Annotated in this window: 24 protein-coding genes, 2 tRNA genes and 2 pseudogenes; 14 read left to right on the top strand and 14 right to left on the bottom strand. The window is 73.8% G+C overall.

Annotation, left to right across the window (positions count from 1 at the left end):
- Positions 1-9 precede the first annotated feature (9 nt).
- From ABZ914_RS12460 to ABZ914_RS12445, 4 genes are all read right to left on the bottom strand, one after another.
- Positions 10-873, bottom strand: coding sequence for a complex I subunit 1 family protein (locus ABZ914_RS12460; RefSeq protein ID WP_500193061.1), 864 nt, complete (start codon positions 871-873; stop codon positions 10-12).
- Positions 866-1813, bottom strand: a complete 948-nt coding sequence (locus ABZ914_RS12455; RefSeq protein ID WP_500193060.1) for a hypothetical protein — start codon at positions 1811-1813, stop codon at positions 866-868. The genes ABZ914_RS12460 and ABZ914_RS12455 overlap by 8 nt, the downstream gene beginning before the upstream one ends.
- Positions 1804-2148 carry an NADH-quinone oxidoreductase subunit A gene (locus ABZ914_RS12450; RefSeq protein WP_433139819.1) on the bottom strand — a complete coding sequence of 115 codons (345 nt, stop codon included), beginning with the start codon at positions 2146-2148 and terminating at the stop codon, positions 1804-1806. The genes ABZ914_RS12455 and ABZ914_RS12450 overlap by 10 nt, the downstream gene beginning before the upstream one ends.
- A gap of 153 nt (positions 2149-2301) precedes the next feature.
- On the bottom strand, positions 2302-3720 hold the full coding sequence (locus tag ABZ914_RS12445; protein WP_500193059.1) for an MFS transporter: 1419 nt from the start codon (positions 3718-3720) through the stop codon (positions 2302-2304).
- Positions 3721-4280: 560 nt separating this feature from the next.
- On the opposite strand from ABZ914_RS12445, the gene ABZ914_RS12440 reads away from it, so the two are divergent.
- On the top strand, positions 4281-6551 hold the full coding sequence (locus ABZ914_RS12440) for a hypothetical protein (protein ID WP_500193058.1): 2271 nt from the start codon (positions 4281-4283) through the stop codon (positions 6549-6551).
- A gap of 43 nt (positions 6552-6594) precedes the next feature.
- Here the strand turns inward: ABZ914_RS12440 and ABZ914_RS12435 are convergent, their stop codons facing one another.
- Entirely contained in the window at positions 6595-7047 is a 453-nt protein-coding gene (locus ABZ914_RS12435) for a hypothetical protein (RefSeq protein ID WP_500193057.1), read from the bottom strand.
- Here ABZ914_RS12435 and ABZ914_RS12430 point away from each other — a divergent pair.
- The 9 genes and pseudogenes from ABZ914_RS12430 to ABZ914_RS12390 form a co-directional block, all read left to right on the top strand.
- A pseudogene (locus tag ABZ914_RS12430) lies at positions 6955-7422 on the top strand (helix-turn-helix domain-containing protein); the annotation flags it as partial. The gene ABZ914_RS12435 and the pseudogene ABZ914_RS12430 sit on opposite strands and share 93 nt — an antisense overlap.
- A 373-nt stretch (positions 7423-7795) precedes the next feature.
- On the top strand, positions 7796-8188 hold the full coding sequence (locus ABZ914_RS12425) for a hypothetical protein (RefSeq protein ID WP_500193077.1): 393 nt from the start codon (positions 7796-7798) through the stop codon (positions 8186-8188).
- A pseudogene (locus ABZ914_RS12420) lies at positions 8152-8253 on the top strand (hypothetical protein); the annotation flags it as partial. The gene ABZ914_RS12425 and the pseudogene ABZ914_RS12420, both read left to right, overlap by 37 nt.
- The gene (locus tag ABZ914_RS12415) at positions 8254-9030 is read left to right on the top strand and encodes an MMPL family transporter (protein WP_500193076.1); all 777 of its coding nucleotides are present in this window, start codon (positions 8254-8256) and stop codon (positions 9028-9030) included. It begins immediately after the preceding pseudogene.
- Positions 9027-9629 (top strand): MMPL family transporter, encoded by a 603-nt coding sequence (locus ABZ914_RS12410; protein ID WP_500193075.1) that lies wholly within the window; start codon positions 9027-9029, stop codon positions 9627-9629. Before ABZ914_RS12415 ends, ABZ914_RS12410 begins: the two co-directional genes overlap by 4 nt.
- 235 nt (positions 9630-9864) lie before the next feature.
- Positions 9865-10191, top strand: a complete 327-nt coding sequence (locus ABZ914_RS12405; protein ID WP_500193056.1) for a hypothetical protein — start codon at positions 9865-9867, stop codon at positions 10189-10191.
- Positions 10188-11720, top strand: coding sequence for a PrsW family glutamic-type intramembrane protease (locus ABZ914_RS12400; RefSeq protein WP_500193054.1), 1533 nt, complete (start codon positions 10188-10190; stop codon positions 11718-11720). Before ABZ914_RS12405 ends, ABZ914_RS12400 begins: the two co-directional genes overlap by 4 nt.
- Positions 11717-12370 (top strand): hypothetical protein, encoded by a 654-nt coding sequence (locus tag ABZ914_RS12395; protein ID WP_500193053.1) that lies wholly within the window; start codon positions 11717-11719, stop codon positions 12368-12370. Before ABZ914_RS12400 ends, ABZ914_RS12395 begins: the two co-directional genes overlap by 4 nt.
- Complete coding sequence (locus ABZ914_RS12390) at positions 12351-14444, top strand: hypothetical protein (protein WP_500193052.1); 2094 nt, start codon at positions 12351-12353, stop codon at positions 14442-14444. The genes ABZ914_RS12395 and ABZ914_RS12390 overlap by 20 nt, the downstream gene beginning before the upstream one ends.
- Before the next feature lie 62 nt (positions 14445-14506).
- On the opposite strand, the gene ABZ914_RS12385 is transcribed toward ABZ914_RS12390, so the two are convergent.
- The 8 genes from ABZ914_RS12385 to ABZ914_RS12350 form a co-directional block, all read right to left on the bottom strand.
- A tRNA-Glu gene (locus tag ABZ914_RS12385) sits at positions 14507-14579 on the bottom strand.
- A gap of 22 nt (positions 14580-14601) precedes the next feature.
- Positions 14602-14673 (bottom strand) — tRNA-Gln (locus tag ABZ914_RS12380).
- Positions 14674-14777: 104 nt separating this feature from the next.
- Positions 14778-15410: a DUF2461 domain-containing protein gene (locus tag ABZ914_RS12375; RefSeq protein ID WP_500193051.1), complete on the bottom strand. Its 633-nt coding sequence runs from the start codon at positions 15408-15410 to the stop codon at positions 14778-14780.
- 55 nt (positions 15411-15465) lie between these two features.
- Positions 15466-16230: a fumarylacetoacetate hydrolase family protein gene (locus tag ABZ914_RS12370; protein ID WP_190865047.1), complete on the bottom strand. Its 765-nt coding sequence runs from the start codon at positions 16228-16230 to the stop codon at positions 15466-15468.
- A 22-nt stretch (positions 16231-16252) separates the two neighbouring features.
- Positions 16253-16993, bottom strand: coding sequence for a cellulose binding domain-containing protein (locus tag ABZ914_RS12365; protein ID WP_500193050.1), 741 nt, complete (start codon positions 16991-16993; stop codon positions 16253-16255).
- Between the two features lie 85 nt (positions 16994-17078).
- On the bottom strand, positions 17079-17450 hold the full coding sequence (locus tag ABZ914_RS12360; RefSeq protein WP_500193049.1) for a hypothetical protein: 372 nt from the start codon (positions 17448-17450) through the stop codon (positions 17079-17081).
- Positions 17451-17630: 180 nt separating this feature from the next.
- Positions 17631-17819, bottom strand: a complete 189-nt coding sequence (locus ABZ914_RS12355; RefSeq protein ID WP_500193048.1) for a hypothetical protein — start codon at positions 17817-17819, stop codon at positions 17631-17633.
- Between the two features lie 278 nt (positions 17820-18097).
- Positions 18098-18304, bottom strand: coding sequence for a hypothetical protein (locus ABZ914_RS12350; RefSeq protein ID WP_500193047.1), 207 nt, complete (start codon positions 18302-18304; stop codon positions 18098-18100).
- A 241-nt stretch (positions 18305-18545) separates the two neighbouring features.
- On the opposite strand from ABZ914_RS12350, the gene ABZ914_RS12345 reads away from it, so the two are divergent.
- The 3 genes from ABZ914_RS12345 (at position 18546) to ABZ914_RS12335 (ending at position 20481) form a co-directional block, all read left to right on the top strand.
- Complete coding sequence (locus tag ABZ914_RS12345) at positions 18546-19424, top strand: GntR family transcriptional regulator (protein ID WP_500193046.1); 879 nt, start codon at positions 18546-18548, stop codon at positions 19422-19424.
- Positions 19425-19468: 44 nt separating this feature from the next.
- Positions 19469-19858: a DUF6292 family protein gene (locus ABZ914_RS12340; protein WP_500193045.1), complete on the top strand. Its 390-nt coding sequence runs from the start codon at positions 19469-19471 to the stop codon at positions 19856-19858.
- 83 nt (positions 19859-19941) lie between these two features.
- Entirely contained in the window at positions 19942-20481 is a 540-nt protein-coding gene (locus ABZ914_RS12335; protein WP_500193044.1) for a UTRA domain-containing protein, read from the top strand.
- A gap of 18 nt (positions 20482-20499) precedes the next feature.
- Here the strand turns inward: ABZ914_RS12335 and ABZ914_RS12330 are convergent, their stop codons facing one another.
- Positions 20500-20772, bottom strand: coding sequence for a hypothetical protein (locus ABZ914_RS12330; RefSeq protein ID WP_500193043.1), 273 nt, complete (start codon positions 20770-20772; stop codon positions 20500-20502).
- Between the two features lie 328 nt (positions 20773-21100).
- Between ABZ914_RS12330 and ABZ914_RS12325 the strand changes: the two genes are divergently transcribed.
- Positions 21101-21304: hypothetical protein (locus ABZ914_RS12325; protein WP_500193042.1), on the top strand; the 204-nt coding region annotated here is incomplete at its 3' end.

Here is a 21304-nt window from a genome sequence, read left to right as displayed (position 1 = left end):
GGAACCTCCTCAGTCCACGACGACGATCGCGACGACGAGCATCTGCAGCAGCACGGCCGGGATCAGCACGATCCACGCCGCCTGCACGAACCGGTCCATCCGCAGGACGGGCAGCCGCCGCCCCGCCCACACCAGCAGCGCGAGCACCGCGGACGCCTTCACCGCCGACCACGACCACGGCGGCAGCAGCGGACCGTCCCCGCCGCCGAGGAACAGCGGGACCGCGACGGCCGACGCGACGGCGAGCAGCCCGTACCGCCCGGCGAGGAACACCAGGCGGTCCGGGCCGGGCAGTTCGAGCGCCGCGCCCCCGGCGATGTCGGCGCCGAGCGGCGCGCCGAACGGCCCCCAGAACGCCATCGCGAGCGCGGACAGCAGGTACACCGCGAACGCGACCGGCATCCACACCCCGAACCACAGCCCGCCCTGCGCCGCGCCGATCACCCGCAGGTCCAGCGAGTGCGCCGCCACCGCCGCCGTCATCAGCGCGAACATGTGCGGCAGTTCGTACGCCAGCCCCTGCGCGACGAACCTGTACCCGCCGACCAGCGCGTACGCCGAGTTGACGCCCCATCCCGCCAGCCACACCGCCCCCCACGCGACGACCTCCATCGCGTTGAACCAAACGACGCCGACCCGGCTGCCCAGCGCGGCGTGGCCGCCGAACGGCACGACGAGCGCGGCGAGCGCCGCCGCCACCGGCAGCGCGATCGCGCCGATCCGGGTCAGCGCCCGGTCGGCGCGCGGTGTGACGCGCCGCTCCATCGCCAGCAGCCGCGCGGCCTCGCGGAACGGGCCCGGACCGCCCGCCAGCGCCGCGTCCAGCGACGCCGCCGCGACCGCGAGCGCACCGAGCACCAGCACCTCAAGCATCGGCGGTCACCGCGCCGAGGTCCGGATCCAGGCTCGCCGCGATCAACCGGGCCTGCGCGAGGTCGGCGCCCGTCACCAGCTCGGGCAGCACGGACACGAGCGCCTCGTCCCGGTCGTCGCCGTCGACCGGCGTACCGCCGCCGTCGAGGGCGAGCCGGATGTCGCGGAGCCACCCGTCCAGGCGGTCGGCGACGTCGCCGGCGTACCGCGCGGGCACACCGTGCCGGTCCGCCGCGTCCGGCGTGAGGTTCCCGATCCCTCTGGTCATCCAGCGCAGGAGCCTTGACCGCCGGACGGTCCGCTCGAACGCCTCGAACCCGCGCCCGATCTCCCGGCCGTCGAGAAGGCCGTCGCGCAGGACGGCCGCGCGCCGCGCCGCGTCGTCCCAGCCGGCGACCCGCAGGAGCCGGGCGGCGCCGTCGAGACGGCGCGCCGTCTCCCGCCCCGCCCAGAACGGTCCGCCGCCCGTGTCGACCATGACGGCCTCGACCGACTGCACGACGTCCCCCTGCAAGGCGAGGTCGAGGCGCAGCCCGGCGGGCCAGTCCGCCAGCACGGGGCCGAGCGGGACGTGCAGGACGTCGAGGCGCAGGCCGTCCCGGTCGTCCGCCCGGTCGGCCATGCCGGCGTCCCCGGGCGGTGCCGCGCCGCGCCGCCGCGTCCCGTCCGGTTCGAGTTCGTCGAGCGCGTCCGGCCTGATCCTCGCCCGCGGGCCCGGCATCGCCGACCACACGAGGTCGATCGCCTCGGCGAGCGCCTCGCCGGGCCGGCCGCAGACCACCAGCACGCCCGTCTCCGCTGGCGACACCGCAGGACGCCACCGGCGCTCCCGCAGCCCCGCCTCGACCGCGAGCCGGTCGCCGGTCCCGTCCGCCGCCGACACGACGAACGGGCGCGGACTCCGCTCCGCGAACCCCCGCAGCCGCTCCCTCAGGCCCACCGCAGCGCCCCCTCGCGCCACGCGTACAGCACCCCGACCAGCAGCAGCGCCAGGAAGGCGAACATCTCCACGACCGCCTTCGCGCCCACCGACGCCACCACGAGCGCCCACGGGTACATGAAGACCATCTCCATGTCGAAGGCGAGGAACACCATCGTCACCGCGTACCAGCGGACGTGGTACCGCGAGAAGGCGTGCTCGCGGGGCCGCCCGCCCGACAGGAAGGGCCCGGCCTCCAGCGGCCCCGGCGCCATCGCGTACGAGATCGCGTAGACGGCCGCGATCACCGCGCCCACCAGCCCGAGGACGGAGAGGACCACGGCGTACGGCGGCATCGCTCCTCCCCGCTCCCGGCGTCCACTCCCGGGAGGTGTACCTGATCACCGCCCGCAGGAAACCTCCCGGGGGTAAATCGCCGGAAGGCGGGACGGACCTGGACGCACGGAAGGGAGCCGCCCGGACCGGGACGGCTCCCCTCTGAGCCCGGCTCACGCGCCGACGCTCTCCTTCTCGTCCGCCGGCCGCGCCGAGCGCGCGCGCAGCGTCACCAGCGCGAGACCGGCACCGGCCAGCGCCACGACCGCGGCGCCGACGAACGCGGCCTGGAACCCGTCGGTGAGCGCGGGCAGGTCGCCCGGCTTCCCGGCGCCCTGCGAGGTGGCGATGGCGGTCATCACCGCGAGGCCGATCGCCGACCCCACCTGGTAGGTGGTGTTGACGATCCCGGACGCCAGCCCGCCCTGCTCCGGCGCGACGCCGCCGATCGCGGCCATCGTGGCGGGGATGAACACCAGCGACATCCCGACGGCGGAGACCAGCGAGCCCGGCAGCACGTCGGTGAGGAAGCCGCCGTCCGCGTCGATCGTCGACAGCACGAGCAGCCCGGCGGCGAGGACGGCCAGCCCGGTGACGATGAGCGGGCGCGTGCCGAACCGCGCGATGAGCCGCCCGGTGACGCCGACCATCAGCACCATCATCAGCGCGGTCATCGGCAGCAGCGCCGCCCCGCTGGGGAACGCCCCGTACCCGAGCACCTGCTGCAGGTAGAGGTTCAGGAAGTACCACATCGGGATCCACGCGGCTCCCAGCAGCGCCATCGCCGCGTTCGCCCCGGCGAGGCCGGGGGTGCGCCACACCGACAGCGGCATCAGCGGGCCGCGCACGATCCGCTGCCACGCCACGAACAGCGCCAGCAGCAGGACGGCGCCGCCGAGCTGCAGGACGGTGGCCGGCGCGTCCCAGCCGCGCCCCGGCGCCTGGACGATCGCGTACACGGCGAGGCCGAGCCCGGCCGTGACCGCCGCGGCCCCGGCGACGTCGAGCCCGGCGCGGCGGCCGGGCACCGCGGGCAGGACGGCCGGGACCATCGCCAGCGTCGCCAGCCCGATCGGGATGTAGATGATGAACACCCACGGCCAGCTCAGCCACTCGGTGATGACACCGCCGAGGAACACCCCGGCGGTGCCGCCGGCCGGGGCCGCGGCGCCGTAGAACGCCATCGCCTTGCCCAGTTCCTTCGGCCGGGCCGAGAACAGCACCATCAGCAGGGTCAGCGCGGACGGCGCGATCAGCGCCGAGCCGATCCCCTGCACGGCCCGGCCGGCGATCTCGGTGGCGGCGCCGTCGGCGGCGGCCGCGACGACCGATCCGGCGATCAGCACGAGCCAGCCGGCCGCGAAGACGCGCCGCGCGCCGAGCAGGTCCGACAGCCTGCCGCCGAGCAGCAGCAGCCCGCCGAAGGCGACGACGTAGGCGTTGAACACCCACTGCAGCCCGCTCTGGCTGAAACCGAGGGCGCGCTGCATGTCGGGGAGCGCCACCCCGATGATCGACGTGTCCATGATCACCATGAACTGGGCGGTCGCGAGCACGGCCAGTGCCCACCAGCGCCTCGGGTCTGCGGACATGACGGTCCACTCCTCCACTCGAGCTGTACCCCTAGGGGGTATGTGCGATGGACCCTAACATGCCCCCTAGGGGTATTAATCCCGCGGACCCGGAAAAGGTCGTGCGCGCCGCCCGGGGAGCCCCGGCCCGATCCCCTCGCGGCCTTCCTCCGATCCCCCGCGATTCCGTACACTTCGCAATCTGTGCTGTCGCGAGGGGGGCGAACATGAGCACGGCCGACCGGCATGACGATCGGGATCCGACCGGCGCCCCCTCCCCGCCGCCGACCTGGGGCCGCGGCGACCGTCCCGGACCGCCGCCCGCCGAGGGCGACAAACTGGTGGCGAGCTGGCGCAGCACCCCCACCGACCCCCCGGCCGCAGCAGCCCCGCCAAGCGCGGCCTCACCTGCGGCGCCGCCCGCCGCGAATCGTCCGCAGCCTCCGCCCGCGGCGCGGAGACTGGAAGCCCCGCCCCCACCCGTCGCGAAGCCGGTGCCCACGCCGCCGCGCCCGGGGCCGCCGCGCCCGGCGCCGATCCCGGCCGCGGCTCCATGGCCGCGCCCCGCGAGCGAGCCCGTCATGGGACGTCCTGGAACGAGCGCGGGCGGCCGGGAGAACAACGCGGCCCGTCCGCCGGCCGCAGGGGGCCAGGCGCGCGTCCGAAAGCCGGAGCCGCCGGTCGGCGGCGCCGGGCCGGGGCGCCCCGGGGACCCGCTGGTGTTCGACCGGCCGCAGGGCGCGCCCACACCACCGGAAGGCGGCGGCACGCGCGTGTTCCGGCCGGGGCTGCGGTCGGGGATCGCGGTCGCGGCGATCGCGGTGCTGGTGGCCGGTGGCGTGACCTACCTGGTCCGCGACGGCGGGAACGGCGGCGGGCACGAGGACGCTCCGGGCGCCGAGGCCGCCGACAAGGTGTTCGCGGTCCCGTCCGCGCTGTACGACGGCCACGAGCAGACGGTGACGGCGGTCGCGGTGCACGGCGGCACGGCGGTGACGGTCGGCAGCGAGACGGTGGACGCGCCGCGCGGGCAGATCCTCGTGTCGTCCGACGGCGGCAAGGCGTGGAGCACCGCGAAGGTGAAGGACGAGGGCGGCACCGCCCAGGACGTGCCGGAGGTCGTCGCGGCGGGCGACCGCGCCTGGGCGGCACTGGGACGCGGTCCCGGCGGCGTGGCCGTGTGGACCAGCGCGGACGGCCGCACGTGGACGCATCGAGCCGGCGCCGCGGGCGCGTTCACGGCGGGCGACCAGGTCACCGGTGTCGCGGCCACCTCGGCGGGGTTCGCCGCGATCGGGACGAACCAGGACGCGGCGGTCCTGTGGACGTCCTCGGACGGCGCCGCATGGCAGCGGCAGCAAGCGCCGCTGCAAGGGAAGCCGGTGGGCATCGCGGCGAGCGGTGCCACGCTGGTCGTGCGGAACGACAAGGGCGATCTGTGGCGGTCGGCCGACGGCGGGCGGACGTGGGCGCGCGCGGAGGTCCCGCAGAGCGACGGGTCGTACGGGCCCGTCGTCGCGCTGACATCGGGTCCCGGCGGGTTCTTCGCGGCGCGCGAGGGGCGCCGGACGGGCGGGTCGTCGAAGCACCCGAAGAAGCGGGCGCTCGCGGTGTTCTTCCGGTCGTCGGACGGCGTCGGCTGGACGCGGTCGAGCACCATCGACCGCCGCACCTACTCCAGCCTCACCGCGCTGGGCGGATCCGACGCGGGCCTGGCCGCGCTCACCCCGCTCACCGACGGGCGCGTGGCCGCGCAGCGCAGCAAGGACGGCGTGAACTGGGAGTCCGTGGAGAGGCTCGGGACGGACCAGGGCCGCCAGGCGGGTTCGGCGGCGGCACTGCCGCAGGGCGTGCTGGTGGCGGGCCACCAGGACTCCGGCGCGTACCTGGCGGCGCCGGGCGCGCGCCACGGGGACATCGATCTGCTGTCCATCCCGGGCGCGGTGACGCCGGACCGGACCATCACGCGGCTGGTGGCGGGCAACGGCGTGACGCTGGCCGTCGGCAGCGGCGCGGGCGAGGCTGCCGTCTGGACGACGCGCGACGGCCGGACGTGGACACGCGCGGGCGGGACCGGGCTGACCGGGCCGGGCGTGCAACGGCTCGCGGCCGCCGCGTACGGGTCGAAGGGCTGGGTCGCGGCGGGACGGAGCGCGGCGAAGCCGCTGCTGCTCACGTCGGCTGACGCGAACGCGTGGAACCCCGTCGCGGGCCCGGCGGGCGATGACGGCGCGTTGGCCGGCGCCGCCTACGGCCAGGCAGGCTACGTCGTCGTCGGCTCGACGGACAAGGCGCCCATCGCGTGGCGTTCGGACGACCTCGCCCGGTGGACGGCCGGCTCCGGCGATCTGCGGGACGGGAGGATGCACGACGTCGCGGCCGCGACGAAGGGCTACGTCGCGGTCGGTGAGCGCGACGGCGCCCCGGCCGTCTGGACGTCCGACGACGGCGCGAAGTGGACGACGGTGCGGCCGCCGCAGGTGCAGGGGCCGCTCACCCGCGTCGTCGCGCGCGGGGACACGCTGGTCGCGACGGGTGCGGGCAACGCCGTCGCGGTCTCGTCCGACGCGGGACGGACGTGGCGCGCGCAGACCGTCCCGGCGTCCGCGCTGGCGGCGAGCCTGGCGACGCCGCGCGGGTTCGTCCTCGCGGGCACACCCGCCGGGACGGACGACGTCGCGCTGTGGAGTTCGGCGGACGGCGCCTCGTGGCGGATCACCCGTCCGCGCGGGGCCCGCCTCGCGGGAGAGGGAAGCCAGCGCCTCACCGGCCTGGCCGCACTAGGACAGGGCCTGGTGGCGACCGGCATGGACGGCGAGACGCCGACCCTCTGGCACACGGCCCTTCCCTGAGCCGTGCGGCCGCCGGCGCCGTTCGGAGGTGCGGGAACGCGGATCAGGGCGCGGCCTGGCGGCGCCGGTCGGCCGCCGCGGCGCTGAGGATCATCTCGTCGACGACCCAGCGGGCCTCCGGGGACAGGTCCACGAGGGCGCGCAGGACCTCGGGGCGGATGATGCCGTGCTCGACGTCGCGGCGCAGGGCCTTGAGCGTGATGTCCTCGTCGATGGGGGCGGTCTCGCTGGGCCGGCCGAAGTAGCCGATCGGCACGCCGAAGAAGGTGGCGAGCGCCCGGAGGGTCTTGAGCTGCGGGTTCTCCTGGCGTCCGGTGCGCAGCTTCCACACGGTGGTGGACGAGATGTCCTCCCCGGTGGCGCGCGCGATGGCGGCGGCGGTCTCGACGTTGTTGCGGGGCGGATGGGCGTCCGCCGGCCACAGGTTGCGGATCAGCCACTCGACCCTGTCCGCCAGCGTCGCGCCCGGCGCGATCTCTTCCGTCTTGTTGCCCATCCGGCCCCTCCCGAACTCGCCGACCCAACGACTTTAGTTGACCGTACGCGAGGTCGTCAGCCAAGGACACAGGCATTGTTCCACTCCGTGTCGGATCGATCACGCAACCCGACCCGGGACCTGCGGGTGACCGTCCGGGGCACGAAGGAGCGACCACCGGCCGGGCCGCCGCCGGAGCAGCGTCCGGAGGGGCCGCCCGAGCCCGAGGTGATCACCGATCCGCGGCAGGTGCGGCTGCTCGCCCACCCGCTGCGGCAGCGGATCGCCGAGATCATGCGGCGCGGGCCCGTCTCGTCCACGACCCTGGCCCGCGAGCTCGGGCAGAGCACCGGCGCGACGAGCTACCACCTGCGGCAGCTCGCCAGGTACGGGTTCGTCGAGGAGGTGCCCGAGCTCAAGCGCGGGCGGGAGCGCTGGTGGCGGGCGGTGCCGGCGGACCGGCGGCTCCCGCCGCGCAGCGAGCAGTCGCCCGCGATGCGCGAGGCCGTCGACGCGCTGACGCGGCTGGAGTTCGCGAACGAGCTGGAGGCGCTGGCCCGCTACCAGCGGGAACGCGGGGCGCGCGCACCCTGCACGCCCGGTTCCCGGCCTTCCCCGAGGTCTGATCGCGCACGGGTCCGGGCCGCCGAGTTGCCCCTCGGCGGCCCGGACGGGCGGAGGCCGCATCACCCACGCCGGAGGCCGTTCACCACGGCCGCGGGCGTGGCGCTCACGCAATGCAGAACCCCCACGGAAAGGAGAGCACCTCATGCTGCTCTCAAGCAAACGCCTGACGGCATGGGCGGCCCTCGCGCTCTGGGTCGCGGCCGTCCTGGCGGCGGTCCCGCTCGCGGGCAGGCTGCCGGACGTCGTGCAGGCGAAGTCCGCCGCCGAGCTCCCGCGCGGCGCCCAGTCCACCGAGGTGGAGAAGCTGGCGGACCGGTTCCGGGACGGCAGGCAGGCGCCCGCCGTCATCGTGTACGCCCGCACCGGCCCCTCCGGACCGGGGAGCACGGCCGGCCCCGGGATCACGCCCGCCGACCGCGCCAAGGCCGTCGCGCCCTCGCGCCGCTCGCCACGGCGCCGCTCGGTGCCCCGCAGGAGTCGCGCGACGGCCACGCGCTCCTGCTGGCCGTCCCCCTGCACGACGACGACCACCTGAGCGACGACGCCGAGAAGGTCCGCGACGCGGTGACGCGGAACGTCCCGCAAGGCCTCCAGGTGAAGGTGACGGGACCGGCAGGCGCGGCGCTCGACGCGGGCGACGCGTTCCGCAAGGTCGACAAGCCGCTGCTGCTCATCAGGTCCTGCTCGTCGCCGCCGTGCTGCTTCCTGTGGCTGCTGCCCCTCGCCTGCGCGGCGATCTCGCTCCAGGTGACCAACGCCGCCCGCTACCGCGAGGAACTCCGGCGCCACGAGGACCGGCACCGGGCGATGGCCGTCGCGCTCCGCCGCGCCGCCGCGCCCGTCGCCGCGTCCGCCGCGACCGTCTGCCTCGGCCTGCTGCGCCTGCTCGCCGCGCGCATGGGCTTCAACTTCGCGCTCGGGCCGATCGGCGCCATCGGGATCATCGGCGGGCCGGCCGTCGTGATGACGCTGCTCCCCGCGCTGCTCGTCGTCCTCGGCCGCTGGGTGTTCTGGCCGCGCATCCCGCGCTTCGGCGACGCGCCGCCCGCGCGCGGCGGCGCCTGGGACCGCGCCGGCCGCCGCATCGCGGCGTGCCCCCGCCTCGTCTGGGCGCTCGGCGCGGCCGTCCTCGCCGCGCTCGCCGCCGGCTGCCTCGGCATCCACACCGGCCTCGACCGCGCGCACTTCCTCACCACCACCCCGAGCTCCGTGCAGGGCGAGCGCCTTGCCGACGCGCACTTCCCCGGCGACGAGAGCCGCCCGCTGCAGGTCGTCGGCGGCAGGCCGGTCGACCTTCGCGGGATCCCGGGCATCGCGCGGACGGGACGCCCGAGACGTCCACCGACGGCCGCCTCACCCGCACCGCCGTCGTCCTGACCTCCCCGCCCGACAGCGCCGCCGCCAAGCGGACCGTCGAGCGGATCCGCCGCGCGGCGCCCGGCGCGCTCGTCGGCGGCGGCGCGGCGAGCGAACTCGACCTCGCCGACGCGCAGGCCCACGACCGCCGCATCGTGATCCCGCTGGTCCTCGGCGTCGTGCTGGCCGTGCTGATCGCGCTGCTCCGCGCCCTCGTCGCCCCGCTGCTGGTGATGGCGACCGTCGTCGCGTCCTACTTCGCCGCGCTGGACGGGTCGTGGCTGCGCTTCCGCCACGCGTTCGGCTTCCCGGCCATGGACGTCCAGGTCGCGCTGATGGACTTCCTGTTCATGGTCGCGCTCGGCGTCGACTACAACCTGTTCCTCGTCTCCCGCGTCCTCGCCAGCACCTTCGGCGTCCTCGGCGTCATGCCCGTGACGATGTTCGGGGAGATCGGCGTGCTGGTCTCCCTCGGCGTGCTGCTCGACACCTTCGTCGTCCGGCCGGTGCTCGTCCCCGCGCTGGCCCTCGACACCGGCCCCCGCTTCTGGTGGCCCGACCGCCTCCCCCGCGCCCAGGCGCGCCCCGCACCCGACCGGGAACCGGTCCCCAGCCCGTGAGAGAGAACAGCCTCGGCCGTCTCGGCGGCCGAGGCTGTTCCGTCCGGCCGCTCCGTCCGGCCGCTCCGTCCGACTGCGGGCCGTATTCCCGACGTATACCGGCCGTGCCTACCCTTCGATCCGTCAGTCCCCCGCCCGGATCCCGATCCATACGCAACGGAACGCGACGCCGATCACGCTCCCCGCACGCGGCGCGCGACGAGCCCTCATCACATCGCACAAAGCGACAGGGACGATGAACGACAATCGCGAAGCCGGCGCGTCCGGCGCGCCCCGCCCGCAGCTGCTGCTCCTGACGGCGGGCGCGCTCGCCGGCGCCGTACTGTTCGCCGCCGCCCTGGTCATCGACCTGACCGGCGCCAACGCTCCACAGACCCCCACGATGCCGGCGATGCCGACCCCGGTGCGGCCCAGCATGCCGGACCTGCCGACGACGCTCCCCAGCGTCCCGCCCGGCGGGACCGGCCTGCCGACGCAGCTCCCCACGGACTTCCCGACGCAGATGCCGTCGTTCCCGACGGACCTGCCGAGCATTCCGCAGATCCCGGGAGGCGCGCCATGACCGCCGTCCCCCCGGCGACCCCGGCGCCGGCGCCGCTCGCGGCGTTCCGGGCGGCCGTCCGCGACGACGCGGCGGCCCGCGGGCGGGCGCTCCTGGTCGTCCGGCTGGCCATCGCGCTGTACCTGCTCGAACTGCTGCTCAACCTCGTCCGCCCGCACGTGCTGCCGGACGAGCCGACCCTGTCGATCTTCCAGAAGACGCCCGGCGGAGGATCAGTCGGCCGGCTCCTCGGCACGCCCCGGGCCGTGTTCTGGACGGTCCTCGCCGGCATCGCGATCGGGGCCCTCGTCCAGGGATTCGTGCTGGTCACCCGGCCGGACGAGCGCCGCGCCCGGGCGCTGACCTGGGCGACGATCGCGGTGATGCTCGGGCCGTTCGGCCTCATCCCGCTCGTGGTCGTCCTGGAGTACCCGGCGCAGGCGCTCGCCTGCGTCCCCGGCACCGCGTTCGTGCTCTGGCTGCTGCACCACGGGCAGCGGTTCTCCCGGGTCCCGCTCGCGATGCTGCTGGTCGCGTTCGGCTGGGGCGCGCTGATCGTGTTCGGCCTCGGACGCGCCGCGAGCAACCTCGCGTTCGGCACGGTCGGCGGGTTCGTCGGCAAGGGCGGCAAGGCGTCGCTGACCGCGCAGCTCAAGAACCAGTACCGCGTCATGGACGTCGTCGTCGTGCACCTCGGCGTCGTGAACGCGCTGCTGGTCGCGGCGGGCGTCGTCCTGCTGCTGGTGCTGTTCCGGCACCGCCTCACCGACGCCGTGACCGGCCTCGTCGTCGGCGCCGCCATCGGCCTCGGCTACAACCTCGTCGAGAGCGTGCTGTTCATCCGCCTGTACGGGTCGCTCAGCGCGTTCAACGGCGCGACCGGCGGCTTCGAGTACTGGATCCGGCAGTCCGTCGGGCTGCTCGGCGGGCAGGTGGCGTTCGGCGCCCTCCTCGGCGCCGGGATCGGCGTCGCCGCCCAAGCGCGGCGGCGCGGCGAGCGGCGGCGCGCCGCCCTGACCGCCCTCGCCGCCGCGTCCACGGGCGCCATCGCCACCGAGGTCCTGTCGGCGTGGCTCTCCCACGTCGTCCACGACCACGTCGACATCGGGAGCCCGTTCGACACCCTGATCGTCTCGCCGTTCCTGTGGCTGCTCCCCCAGGCGCCGTTCGTCCTGGTCACCGCCGTGCTGCTGGTCCTCGGGACGCGCGCCAGGGGCGCCGCCGCGCGGGCCGGCGTGACCGCCGAGACGGCGGCCGGCCCGGCCGTCACCCGGCAGGAGGCGCCGTTCCTCATCGACCCGGCCCTGCGGTTCTGGACCCTTGCCGGCACCTGGCGCCTGCACGGATGGAACGGGCTGCGCGCCCTCAGCCGCCTGCAGGCGGCCCAACTCGACCTCGCCGCCTGGCGCTGGCGGCACATGGACGACGCCGACGGCCCGGCCCGCGAGGAGGGAGACGCGTTGCGCGCGAAAGTGATGCGGCTGAAGGCACGCGCCGCCGCCGCTCCGGCGGCCCCGGCGGCCCCGCATCCCGGGCAGGCGGCGCCATGACCCGCCGCGCCCTCCGCTTCGCCGCCGGGACGGTCCTCGCCGCCGGGCTCCTGCTGCCGCTCGCGCCGCAGAGCGCGTCCGCCTGCGACGTCAGCTACGACTACAAGCCGTCCCTCGACCTGCGGAAGCACGATTTCGGGCACGGCCACACCTGCTCGACCGGAACCTCGCTCGGCGGCGTCACGATCGTCGCGCTTCTGGCCCTCGGTGCCCTCTCCGCCGCCGCAGCCACCGCTTACAAGCGCGGTGCCGCGACGGCGGGCGGCCCGTCCAGCGGTCCCGGCCCGTCCCCGACCCTGACCGCCTACCTGCGGGCCACCGGCCTCGACCTGGCCCCGAAGCCGACGGGGCGTCCACCCGGCGCGCCGCCTGCCGGATACCCCGTCCAACCGCCACGGGCTTACCCGCCTCCGCAGTACCCGCCCGGCCCCGGCTTCCAGCAGCCCCCGCCCGGATACGGCCCGCCGCCTCATCCCGGTCCGCCGCCTTATGCCGGTCCGCCGCCTTATGCCGGTCCGCCGCAGGCCCGGCCGCCCTATGGCGCGCCCGGCCCGTGGAACGCCCCGCCACCACCCCGTCCACCGGCGCCCCGCCCGGCACCCCCGCAGGAGCAGGGACCAGGAGGCGACGATGCGCCACCGGCTTCCTGAGCGCTCCCGCCGCGGCGCCGCCGTCACCGCCGCGCTCGCCGCCGCGCTCGCCTTCGCCGCGCCCGGCGCACTCGCGGCCCCGCCTCAGGACGGCCCAGCGCAGGCCGTCCCCTCGGCCAACAAGGTGCCCTGGGGGACGACGGCCGAGGGCATGGCGATCAAGGCGTACATCAAGGAGTACGACGCCCACCTCGCGGACAAGATCGCGCCGCCCCAGAACAACGCGCCGACGAAGGTCGTCGATCCCGGCGACCTCGCCATCCACACCCCGCTGTCGCCGGGGCGCAACATCGCCGCGTTCGCCTACACCGAGACCGACGGCGGCCCGATCCGGTACGCCGTCGCGCCGAACGCCCCGCGCCTTGCGGTGAACGGCCGCCCCGAGAAGATCACGCTCCTGGTCTTCGACGAGGACTACACCCTCGTCGAGCGCGTCGAGATCGGAACGCTGGAGGACGCGCACTCCGAGGAGATCGTGGACGACTGGCTCGCGGAGAAGGGGATCCCGACGAGCCGTGTCTACGCGCTGGAGACGGAACGGCAGGACTGCGAGAAGCGCTGCTCGATCTTCCTCGGCTCCGATCCCAAGTCCAAGCACGGCGAGTACTCGACGCTGCGCAAGAACGGCGGCCCCAGGTACAACCACGGCGACGACGAGAAGAACCGCGACTCCGCCCTCCAGAAGGAACGGCAGTCGTTCAGGAACGGCGGCTACGAGATAAAGAAGCCGAAGGAGGAAGAGGCGAAGGCCAAGAAGAACCTCGGAGTGGGCTGCAAGACCGGGTCGATCGGCATTCCCCTCGGCGGCGGGCGGGCCGCGGTACCGGCGGCGTACCCGATGGCCGGGCGGTGCGGCGGCGAGGAGGAGAACGACGGGGTCGTCAAGGGCCTCACCGGCGGCGGGCTCGGCGGCGTCGACTTCACCACCCTGCAGATGCGCTACCTGTCGGACGACGCGGGTTCGGGCGGCGTGAAGTACGCCTTCTCCGGCCGGCCGACGGCACCCGGGACGGGCGGCGACCTCGCGTCCGGCCTGGACGCGGTCACGAGCAGCACGGCCGATCTGCGGACGTGGCTGGTGCTCGACCCGAGCAGGTTCTGGGTGAACCTCAACCCCGACGAGCCGAGCCGCGTCATCGACCCGGCGCTCGGCCGGACCGACGCCGGAAAGGCGCTGCTCGAAGCCGACTACCTCATGAAACGGACCGAGGGAAAGCTGCTGGACCCGAAGACCGACCTCGGCGCGAGGTACTGGGACGCGCTGCTCGCCGGCTCGGACAAGGCGTGCTACTCGTCCCGCATGTGGATCGTCCCCGGCGATGTCGAAGTGCGCGTGGACGGCTCGTCCCTCTACATCCTCAAGGCCGATCTGGCGGTGAAGGCCAAGGCGCAGCACATCGCCAACGCGGGCAAGCTGTCCTGCGTCTCCGATCCGGCGAGCGACGCGCGCAACGAGCAACTGGAGCAGCGGATGGTCGTGCCGGCGATCGTCAAGGCCGTCAACACCGCCCCCGAATACGCCCCCATCCGCCGGGCGTTCCTGGCCCGCATCGTCGCGCAATGGATCCGCAAGCGGCACCAGGACGGCCACCGCACGTCGTTCGACAAGCTGATCGGCTCGGGGAACATCGGCCCGGCGGAGCTCCAGGACGGCTGGACGCCCCGGCAGGTGTACGACTCCTACGTCCGTTCCATCCAGAACGGCGACTTCAGCTACACCCAGACCGTCGACCGGGGCGACATGCGGGTGGTCCGGCAGCTGGTGACCGGGGGCGTCGACTTCAGCAGGATCCCGATGAGCCCCGTCAGCGCGGAGCGGATGAAGCGCGAGCATCCGGACCTGCCGCGGACGGTGCGGGCGTCGGCGGCGGGCCCCTCTTCCGCCGCCGACGGCTCGATCTGGATGGGCGCGAGCGCCGGAACACCGGACGACGGGCTGTGGTCGAGGACGTCCGGCACCGTCCGCGCGTTCGCGTCCGGCCGCGACGGCATCGCGGTGATCATCGTGGTCGCGCTCGCCGTGGTGGTCTTCGGCGTCCGCGGCGGCTCCGGCCGCAGGCGGCGGGCCTCGTGACCCGGCCCCGGAAAGCGGAAGACCGCGGTCCGATCGGATCCGCGGTCGCGTTCTCCCTGATGTACCCCCGAGCGGATTCGAACCGCCGTTACCGCCTTGAGAGGGCGGCGTCCTAGGCCACTAGACGACGGGGGCCTGTCCACGACAGTGGACGGAGCTGGGGTACCAGGACTCGAACCTAGACTAAGTGAACCAGAATCACTCGTGCTGCCGATTACACCATACCCCAGTGCGGTACGGGCTTCCCGGCCGTTTCCGGCTGGTCGCTCGCGCCTCGAAGAGAATACAGGACGCCGGGGTCAGCGACCAAAACGATTGCCACGGCGGGCGGGATCAGCGGCTGAAATCGGGCGGGCCCACGTGCTCGTCGCCCCACTCGACGAGGGGGCGCAGGCGGCGCCAGGCGGCGCGGACGCGGGCGACGACCTCGGGCGTCGACATCCAGGGCTCCGCGGGCCAGCCCTCGTGGGCGTAGAGGGAGCGGTGGCGGAGCAGCTCCAGGCGGGGGTGGTCCTCGGGAGTGCCGCGCGGACGGGTCTTGAGCCGGTCCCCCGCGATCTCGAGGCCCGCGGCGCGCAGGTCGTCCACGATGGCCTGGAGCCGCTTGCCGGACGAGTCGGCGTCGACGGCGGCCCGGTAGCCGCGGAGCTGCTCCGGCGTGGGCGCGTACATGCCGCCGGCGACCATCAGGCCGTCGGCGTCGATCTGGACGTAGAAGCCGCCGCTGTGACCGCCCTGGTGGGTCTTGTAGGGCGTCTTGTCCTTGCTGAAGCGGACGTCGCGGTAGGGGCGGAACAGCTTGACCGCGCCGAACTCCTCCTCGAGTTCGGCGCACAGGTCGGCCATCGGGCCGCGGACGTGCTCGTCGTAGACCCGACGGTGGGCCGTCCAGTAGGACTTGCTGTTGTCGGCGAGGAGGCCCTCGTAGAACTCGAACGCCTCGCCGCTGAAGCCGGTGAACGCCATGACCTCCCCCTTCGTACGGCGCCCCCCAGCTTAGGGACGCCGTACGACAGCGGGGTCAGTCGCGGGCGACGACGCGGTTGGTGAGGTCGCCGACGTTCTCGATGGTGACCGTGACCTCGTCGCCGATCTCCAGGGGTCCGACGCCGGCGGGGGTGCCGGTGAGGATGACGTCGCCGGGCAGCAGGGTCATGACCTGGCTGACGTACTCGACCAGGCTGGGGACGTCGTGCAGCAGCAGCGACGTGCGCGCCTCCTGGCGGACCTCCCCGTTGACGGTGGTGGAGATCGCGAGGTCGGACGGGTCGACCTCGGTCTCGATCCACGGGCCGAGCGGGCAGAAGGTGTCGAAGCCCTTGGCCCGCGTCCACTGCCCGTCCTTCTTCTGCAGGTCGCGGGCGGTGACGTCGTTGGCGCAGGTGTAGCCGAGGATGACGTCGGCGGCGCGGGCGGCGGGGACCTCGCGGCACATGCGGCCGATCACCACGGCGAGCTCGCCCTCGTGGTCGACGCGCTCGGAGAGCTTCTCCGGATAGGCGATCGCCTCGCCGGGCCCGATCACCGCCGTGGACGGCTTGGCGAAGATCACCGGTTCGGCGGGCGGCTCGCCGCCCATCTCGCGGGCGTGGTCGGCGTAGTTCTTGCCGATCGCGATGACCTTGCTGGGCAGGATCGGGGCCAGCAGCCGCACGTCGGCGAGCGGGAAGCGCTGCCCGGTGAAGGTCAGGTCACCGAACGGGTGGGCCGCGACGGCGGCGATGGTGTTCTCCTCCACCACGCCGAAGGACATGCCCTCGTCGGTGGAGAACCTGGCGATACGCATGGTCGAGAGCCTAGTACGCGGCTCAGAAGCCGCATGCGGCGCCGTTGAACAGGCACGCGCGCGGCGCCGCCGGGACGCCGGACGCGCCGAACTGGACGTCCATGGTGCCGCCGGGCGGGATCGGGTCGGCGCCGTCGGCGTTCTCGATCACCGGGTGGGCACCGCCCTGGACGAGCCGGGCGTCCCAGACGCTGCGGACGTCGGCGCCGGGCGCGTCGAAGCTCACCCGCCACGTCCGCATGGGACGTCCGGTGCGGTTGGTGATGACGAACCGGCCTTCGTAGTAGCCGTCGTCCTGCTGGACGAGCCTGTAGCTGATGCCGCTGCCGGTCGCCACCGACGGACGGCCCGAGGCCGGGACGCGGGTCTTGCCCGGCGTCCGGGGCACGTCCTCCTCGCCGTCCGTTCCGCCTCCGCTGAACAGCGACACCGCCCCCAGCGCCACGGCCATGACCAGCATCCCGGCGACCAGCGTCAGGGGAACCGGGAAGCGCCGCAGCCACGCGACGCCCTTCTCCCACGTCGACGCCGCACCTGCTCCACCGGGCACCGGCTTCGCCACAGGACCCTCGACAGGCGGCGGCCCAACGATCAGCCGATCGTCCGGTTCGGGCTGGTCAGGTGCCGTGGCGTCCGCGCTCTCGGGCTCGGGCTCGCCGGTCTCCGCCGGCGTCGCGGTGGGCTCGGCCGGCCGGGCGGGACGCGCGAACTCGACGGTGGTCTTGTGGTCAGGAGGCACGTGGCCGGGCTCGTCGCCGCTCAACTCCTCGCCCTCCCTGTGGCCGGGTCCCATGGAGTCCGACGGCGGGCGCGACGATCAGGTTCGGCGGGGAGCCGGAAATGTCCACTCAGCACTGCTGGCCGACGGGCTCCAGCCCCCGGCGGGCGGCCTGCCGCTGGTGCCGGTTGAGCAGGTCGGTGATCAGCTCGATCGCGTCCGGGGTGGCGATGTCCTGGGCGCCGCTGATCCAGCGGGTGGCCTCGGCGAGCAGGTCCTCGGCGGACCCGTCGGCGCCGTCGTCGGCCATCCGGCCGAGCACCGCGCCGAGCCGCAGCGCCGCCGCGTCGTGCCCGGACTCGGCGGCCCGCCGGAACCAGTCGGCGGCCTGCCCGAGGTCGCCCTCGTCCTCGTAGATCTCGCCCAGCCCGAACGCGACGTCGGCCCAGGATCCGTCCGTGGGACGCCCGAGGTCCTCGGGACTCCAGGGTCGGACAGGCATGCGATCACTCCGGTCGTTCGGCTGCGGGTCCACGGCGCGCGGGAACCTCACGCGTGCCGTGCGCGAACCATGGTGGCGGCGGCGCCCGAAATCCGCCACCGCTTTAGCCGGTTTTGTTGAAATATCCACCTGACCGGATGTCAGGAGCGAAAAGACACTCGTCCGTTCGAACGACCGCCCTCACCCCACCCCGAACCGCGCCAGCGCCTCGCCTCTGCGTGCCCGCGCCGCGGCGGCCAGTCCGGTCATGGCGACGGCGGAGCAGGCCGCGACCGACCAGGCCGCGGTCACCCCGGGCGGAGCGCCGGTCCGGCGCCCCAGCCCGATCGCGATCACCAGGACCGCGACACCGGCGGCCACGGAACCCACGGCACTCCAGGCGTCCACCGCTTCCGTACGGGCGGTTGCCCGGGTCCCCGCGCCGCGCCCGGCCTGGGCGCCTTCTGCGGCTCGTTGAGTTGCCGCAGCGAACACGCCGTCCTCCGCCGGCATTCGGACGAGCACCAGCCGGGGGTGTGCGCCCGGCGTGGGGTGCTCGTCCAGTACGGTCCGCCGCCCGCGCGGCGCCGTCCCGGCCGATACCGCCCGGCTCCGTTCCATCTCGACGCCTCCTCGGCTCCGCACCCCGTCCGGGCGGTGACGGTGACTCATTTGCCAGAGGGGGCCGCGGCGGGCCGGTCGGTCGGCGGGACCACGTTCACGAACAGGCCCCGGCGGCTCGTGGCGGGCGCGTCGGACGACCGGAACACCGCGCCGTTGAACCTCCGGCCGGCCAGGACGATCGAGAGGACGAGTGCCACGAAGACCGTGAGCGGGATGAGGATCCACAGGTAGACGGTGAGACTGATGGCCATTTCGGGCGCTCCTTCCCAGTGGACGTTCGACTGGTGAACCCGACCAGCTGTCCAACTGGACAGATCCCTGGGTGGCCCAGTGATCCGCTCGGTAGCATCAGACCGGTTCAACTGTCTGAGCCAGCTACTCGGCTTCTGCCCCTACTGATGGTGTAACCGGTCTATCGACGGGCAAAACCTGATTGTCGGAACTACTTCCCAAAAAACCGTCCTAACAGAGTCATTGCAATGAGGGGTCGCCATGGCAGCCACCAGCCCCAAGTACATGGAGATCGCGCGCGACCTCCAGGCCCAGATCGAAACGGGGAAGCTGGCGCCCGGCGACCGGCTGCCGACCGAACAGGAACTGGCCGAGCGCTGGGACGTGTCGCCGAACACCGTCAAGCAGGCGGTCAAGGAACTGCGCAAGGGCGGCCGGGTGCAGACCGTCCGCCACAAGGGCACCTACGTCGTGGAGCCCGCCCGCCCGTTCGTCATCACGCTGAACGACACGGACCTGGGCGGCGAGGCGCCCGGACGCGCCTTCGGTGGCGGCGAGGGCAGGGCCTTCATGGCGGAGATGGAGCGCCAGGATCTGCGGGCGTGGGCCTCACCCCCGGACGTGTCCATCAGCAGGGCGACGGACAGCCAGATGAAGGCGTTCGGGCTTCCCGTCCCTGGCCCGGGCGAACAGCGTCCCCAGGTGGTCTGCCGGTCGCAGGAGCGGTTCATCCTGCCGAAACGGTCCGCCGACGAAAGGGAGGGCAACGACGCGAGCGACGACGACAAGGACCCGAACTCGTTGCAGCGGTCCTACTTCCTGCTGACGCTCGCACTCAAGGCGCCCCGGCTCCTGGAGTCGGAGGATATCCGTGAGGGCACCGTCGCCTACCTGCGAGACTGCGGCCACGACCAGACCGGTTACGTGGACGAGTTCGATGCTCGGCCTCCCACGTCCGAGGAACTCGCCTTCTTCGGCCTGTCGAAGGACAGCCTCGCCGTCATCGAGCACAGGCGCACTGCCTACGATCAGCACGGAGATCCCTTCCGCCTCACCATCACCGTTTACAAGCCGGGCAACAACAGAATCCGGTTCATCGCCGGAGAGGTGCCCGCCGAGGTCTGGAACCGCGGATCCTGAACCTGATCGGCCCGACCATCAACCAACGACCACAAAGGACCGCAATGTCCGTCACCACGACTCTCGCCCACCACGAGGACCCGGAGGTCGACGCCGCGCACGGCTACGTCGCGACCGTCATGGACGCGCTCGCCGCCCAGGGGATCGCGCTCGGGCCGAGCCACCTCGATCCCAAGGGCCCCGTCGACGCCACCATCCGGTCGGGTGACAGGGCGCTCGTCTGGGACGAGTGGCACGGCTGGAGGATCGGCGGATACGTCTCCGGCCGCCCCGGCGAGCGCACCGTTCTGAAGGACGCCGTCGAACTCGGCGGCGGCGTGCTGCTGAGGCCCGCCGAGCTGGCGGACCTCGTCCGGCGCTCGGCGACGCTCCCGCCGGTCACCCGCGAGCCGGGGGCGCGCGACGGACTCTTCGACGCGCTCCGCGAGTACTGATCCGCCCGGCCGGTCGTGACCGTCCGCATGCGGTCACGACCGGACCGGCCCCGCGGGGCGCGTTCATCCCCGCCGGCCAGGACGTGACGGTCTCACCGGTGAAGGTGGAGATCCAGCAGGGCACCCAGCTGATCGCCCGGTACCTCCAGGCCGAGCACGGCGAGACGTTCGTCTCCCGGCACCAGGAGATCTCCGTCGACGAGCGGCCGTGGGCGCTGCAGACCTCGTTCTACCCGCTGCGGTTCGCCACCGGCGGGGTGCCCCGGCTGCTCGAACCGACCGACATCCCGCAGGGCGCTGTCGGCTACCTCGGCGAGACCCTCGGCTACAAGGAGGTCGGCTTCCACGACGAGATCCGCGCGCGGGTCCCCGACGGCAACGAGAAGCGCTTCTTCGGCCTGGGCGACTCGGCGGCCGACGTGGTCTTCGAGGCGATCCGCACCGCCTACTCCGCCGAGGGCGACGCGTTCCGCCTCACCGCGACGGTCTGGCCGGCGGACCGGACGCGGCTGCACTACAACGACGGGAAGGTCCCTGACCAGGTCATGCGCGCGCCGGGTCGACCGCCCGTGGAGAGCCCTCCGCCCGAGGAAGCACCGGACGGCGGGCGGCCCGGGTCCTGACGGGCCGGGCGGGCGGGGTCAGACGAAGCGGACGAGCATGAGGTCGCTGGCGGGGGTCTCGCGCCAGTAGACGGCGCCGGGCTCGCGGGACATGCGCTCGACCTCGGCGGCGATGATGAGCGCCCGGTTGATGCAGTCGGTCTTGTTGTAGCCGGTCATGTCCTGGAGGCGCTGGAGCGCCTGGACGGCCTTGCCGGTGAGGTTCAGCGTCACCCGCTCGTTCTGCGGGACGCCCTCGGCTCGGGGCGCCGCTTCGCCCGGCGTGTCGGAGGCTGCTCGGGGGTTCGGCATGAGCGGTTCTCTCCTATCCGGACCGGCCGTGCCGGACGGCGTGCGGGGCATGGGTGCCGGTGCGGCGTTCCGCCGTCGTTTCCATGCCCCGGATACAGGGTGTAGGTGCATGTTTTCCCGGTCATCGTCCGGGGAAACCCTGCCGATCTCAAGTTCGCATGACTCTCGCCATCAGGCAACCGACGTATCACCATGGATCACACATCAATTGTATGGCGATTGTATGTACGTCGCTGTACCGTGCTTGGTGAGGGAGTGGGGCTCCGCACCGGACGCCCGGCCCGCGGGGCGCGCGACGCGCCGCGGCCGGACGGGGATGGAGAGCGCCGTGGGAACACCGGGACGATGGCAATCGGGATGGCTCGTCGCCGCGGCCGGCGGGGGCGCGCTGGCCGGGTACGGGCTGGACGGCTCGGCCGGCGCCGCCGTGGGCTGGATGCTGGGCTTCGTGTGCTGCTGCATCGCGGCCATGACCAGCGCGCTCGTCCAGTACCTGAGGGCGGGCGCGTCGCAGGGGGCGCCCGGCGCCGCG

It is taken from the genome of Spirillospora sp. NPDC046719, from assembly GCF_040645715.1.
In the GTDB taxonomy this organism is placed as follows: domain Bacteria; phylum Actinomycetota; class Actinomycetes; order Streptosporangiales; family Streptosporangiaceae; genus Spirillospora.
The sequence above is the reverse complement of the archived record's forward strand: the minus strand, read 5'-3'. Positions and strand labels throughout refer to the sequence as shown.

Coding starts and splice junctions, on each gene's coding strand:
- ABZ914_RS12460 (WP_500193061.1), bottom strand. CDS start 873: ATGCTTGAGGTGCTGGTGCTCGGTGCGCTCGCGGTCGCGGCGGCGTCG.
- ABZ914_RS12450 (WP_433139819.1), bottom strand. CDS start 2,148: ATGCCGCCGTACGCCGTGGTCCTCTCCGTCCTCGGGCTGGTGGGCGCG.
- ABZ914_RS12445 (WP_500193059.1), bottom strand. CDS start 3,720: ATGTCCGCAGACCCGAGGCGCTGGTGGGCACTGGCCGTGCTCGCGACC.
- ABZ914_RS12440 (WP_500193058.1), top strand. CDS start 4,281: ATGGGACGTCCTGGAACGAGCGCGGGCGGCCGGGAGAACAACGCGGCC.
- ABZ914_RS12435 (WP_500193057.1), bottom strand. CDS start 7,047: ATGGGCAACAAGACGGAAGAGATCGCGCCGGGCGCGACGCTGGCGGAC.
- ABZ914_RS12425 (WP_500193077.1), top strand. CDS start 7,796: ATGCTGCTCTCAAGCAAACGCCTGACGGCATGGGCGGCCCTCGCGCTC.
- ABZ914_RS12405 (WP_500193056.1), top strand. CDS start 9,865: ATGAACGACAATCGCGAAGCCGGCGCGTCCGGCGCGCCCCGCCCGCAG.
- ABZ914_RS12400 (WP_500193054.1), top strand. CDS start 10,188: ATGACCGCCGTCCCCCCGGCGACCCCGGCGCCGGCGCCGCTCGCGGCG.
- ABZ914_RS12395 (WP_500193053.1), top strand. CDS start 11,717: ATGACCCGCCGCGCCCTCCGCTTCGCCGCCGGGACGGTCCTCGCCGCC.
- ABZ914_RS12390 (WP_500193052.1), top strand. CDS start 12,351: ATGCGCCACCGGCTTCCTGAGCGCTCCCGCCGCGGCGCCGCCGTCACC.
- ABZ914_RS12375 (WP_500193051.1), bottom strand. CDS start 15,410: ATGGCGTTCACCGGCTTCAGCGGCGAGGCGTTCGAGTTCTACGAGGGC.
- ABZ914_RS12370 (WP_190865047.1), bottom strand. CDS start 16,230: ATGCGTATCGCCAGGTTCTCCACCGACGAGGGCATGTCCTTCGGCGTG.
- ABZ914_RS12360 (WP_500193049.1), bottom strand. CDS start 17,450: ATGCCTGTCCGACCCTGGAGTCCCGAGGACCTCGGGCGTCCCACGGAC.
- ABZ914_RS12350 (WP_500193047.1), bottom strand. CDS start 18,304: ATGGCCATCAGTCTCACCGTCTACCTGTGGATCCTCATCCCGCTCACG.
- ABZ914_RS12345 (WP_500193046.1), top strand. CDS start 18,546: ATGGCAGCCACCAGCCCCAAGTACATGGAGATCGCGCGCGACCTCCAG.
- ABZ914_RS12340 (WP_500193045.1), top strand. CDS start 19,469: ATGTCCGTCACCACGACTCTCGCCCACCACGAGGACCCGGAGGTCGAC.
- ABZ914_RS12330 (WP_500193043.1), bottom strand. CDS start 20,772: ATGCCGAACCCCCGAGCAGCCTCCGACACGCCGGGCGAAGCGGCGCCC.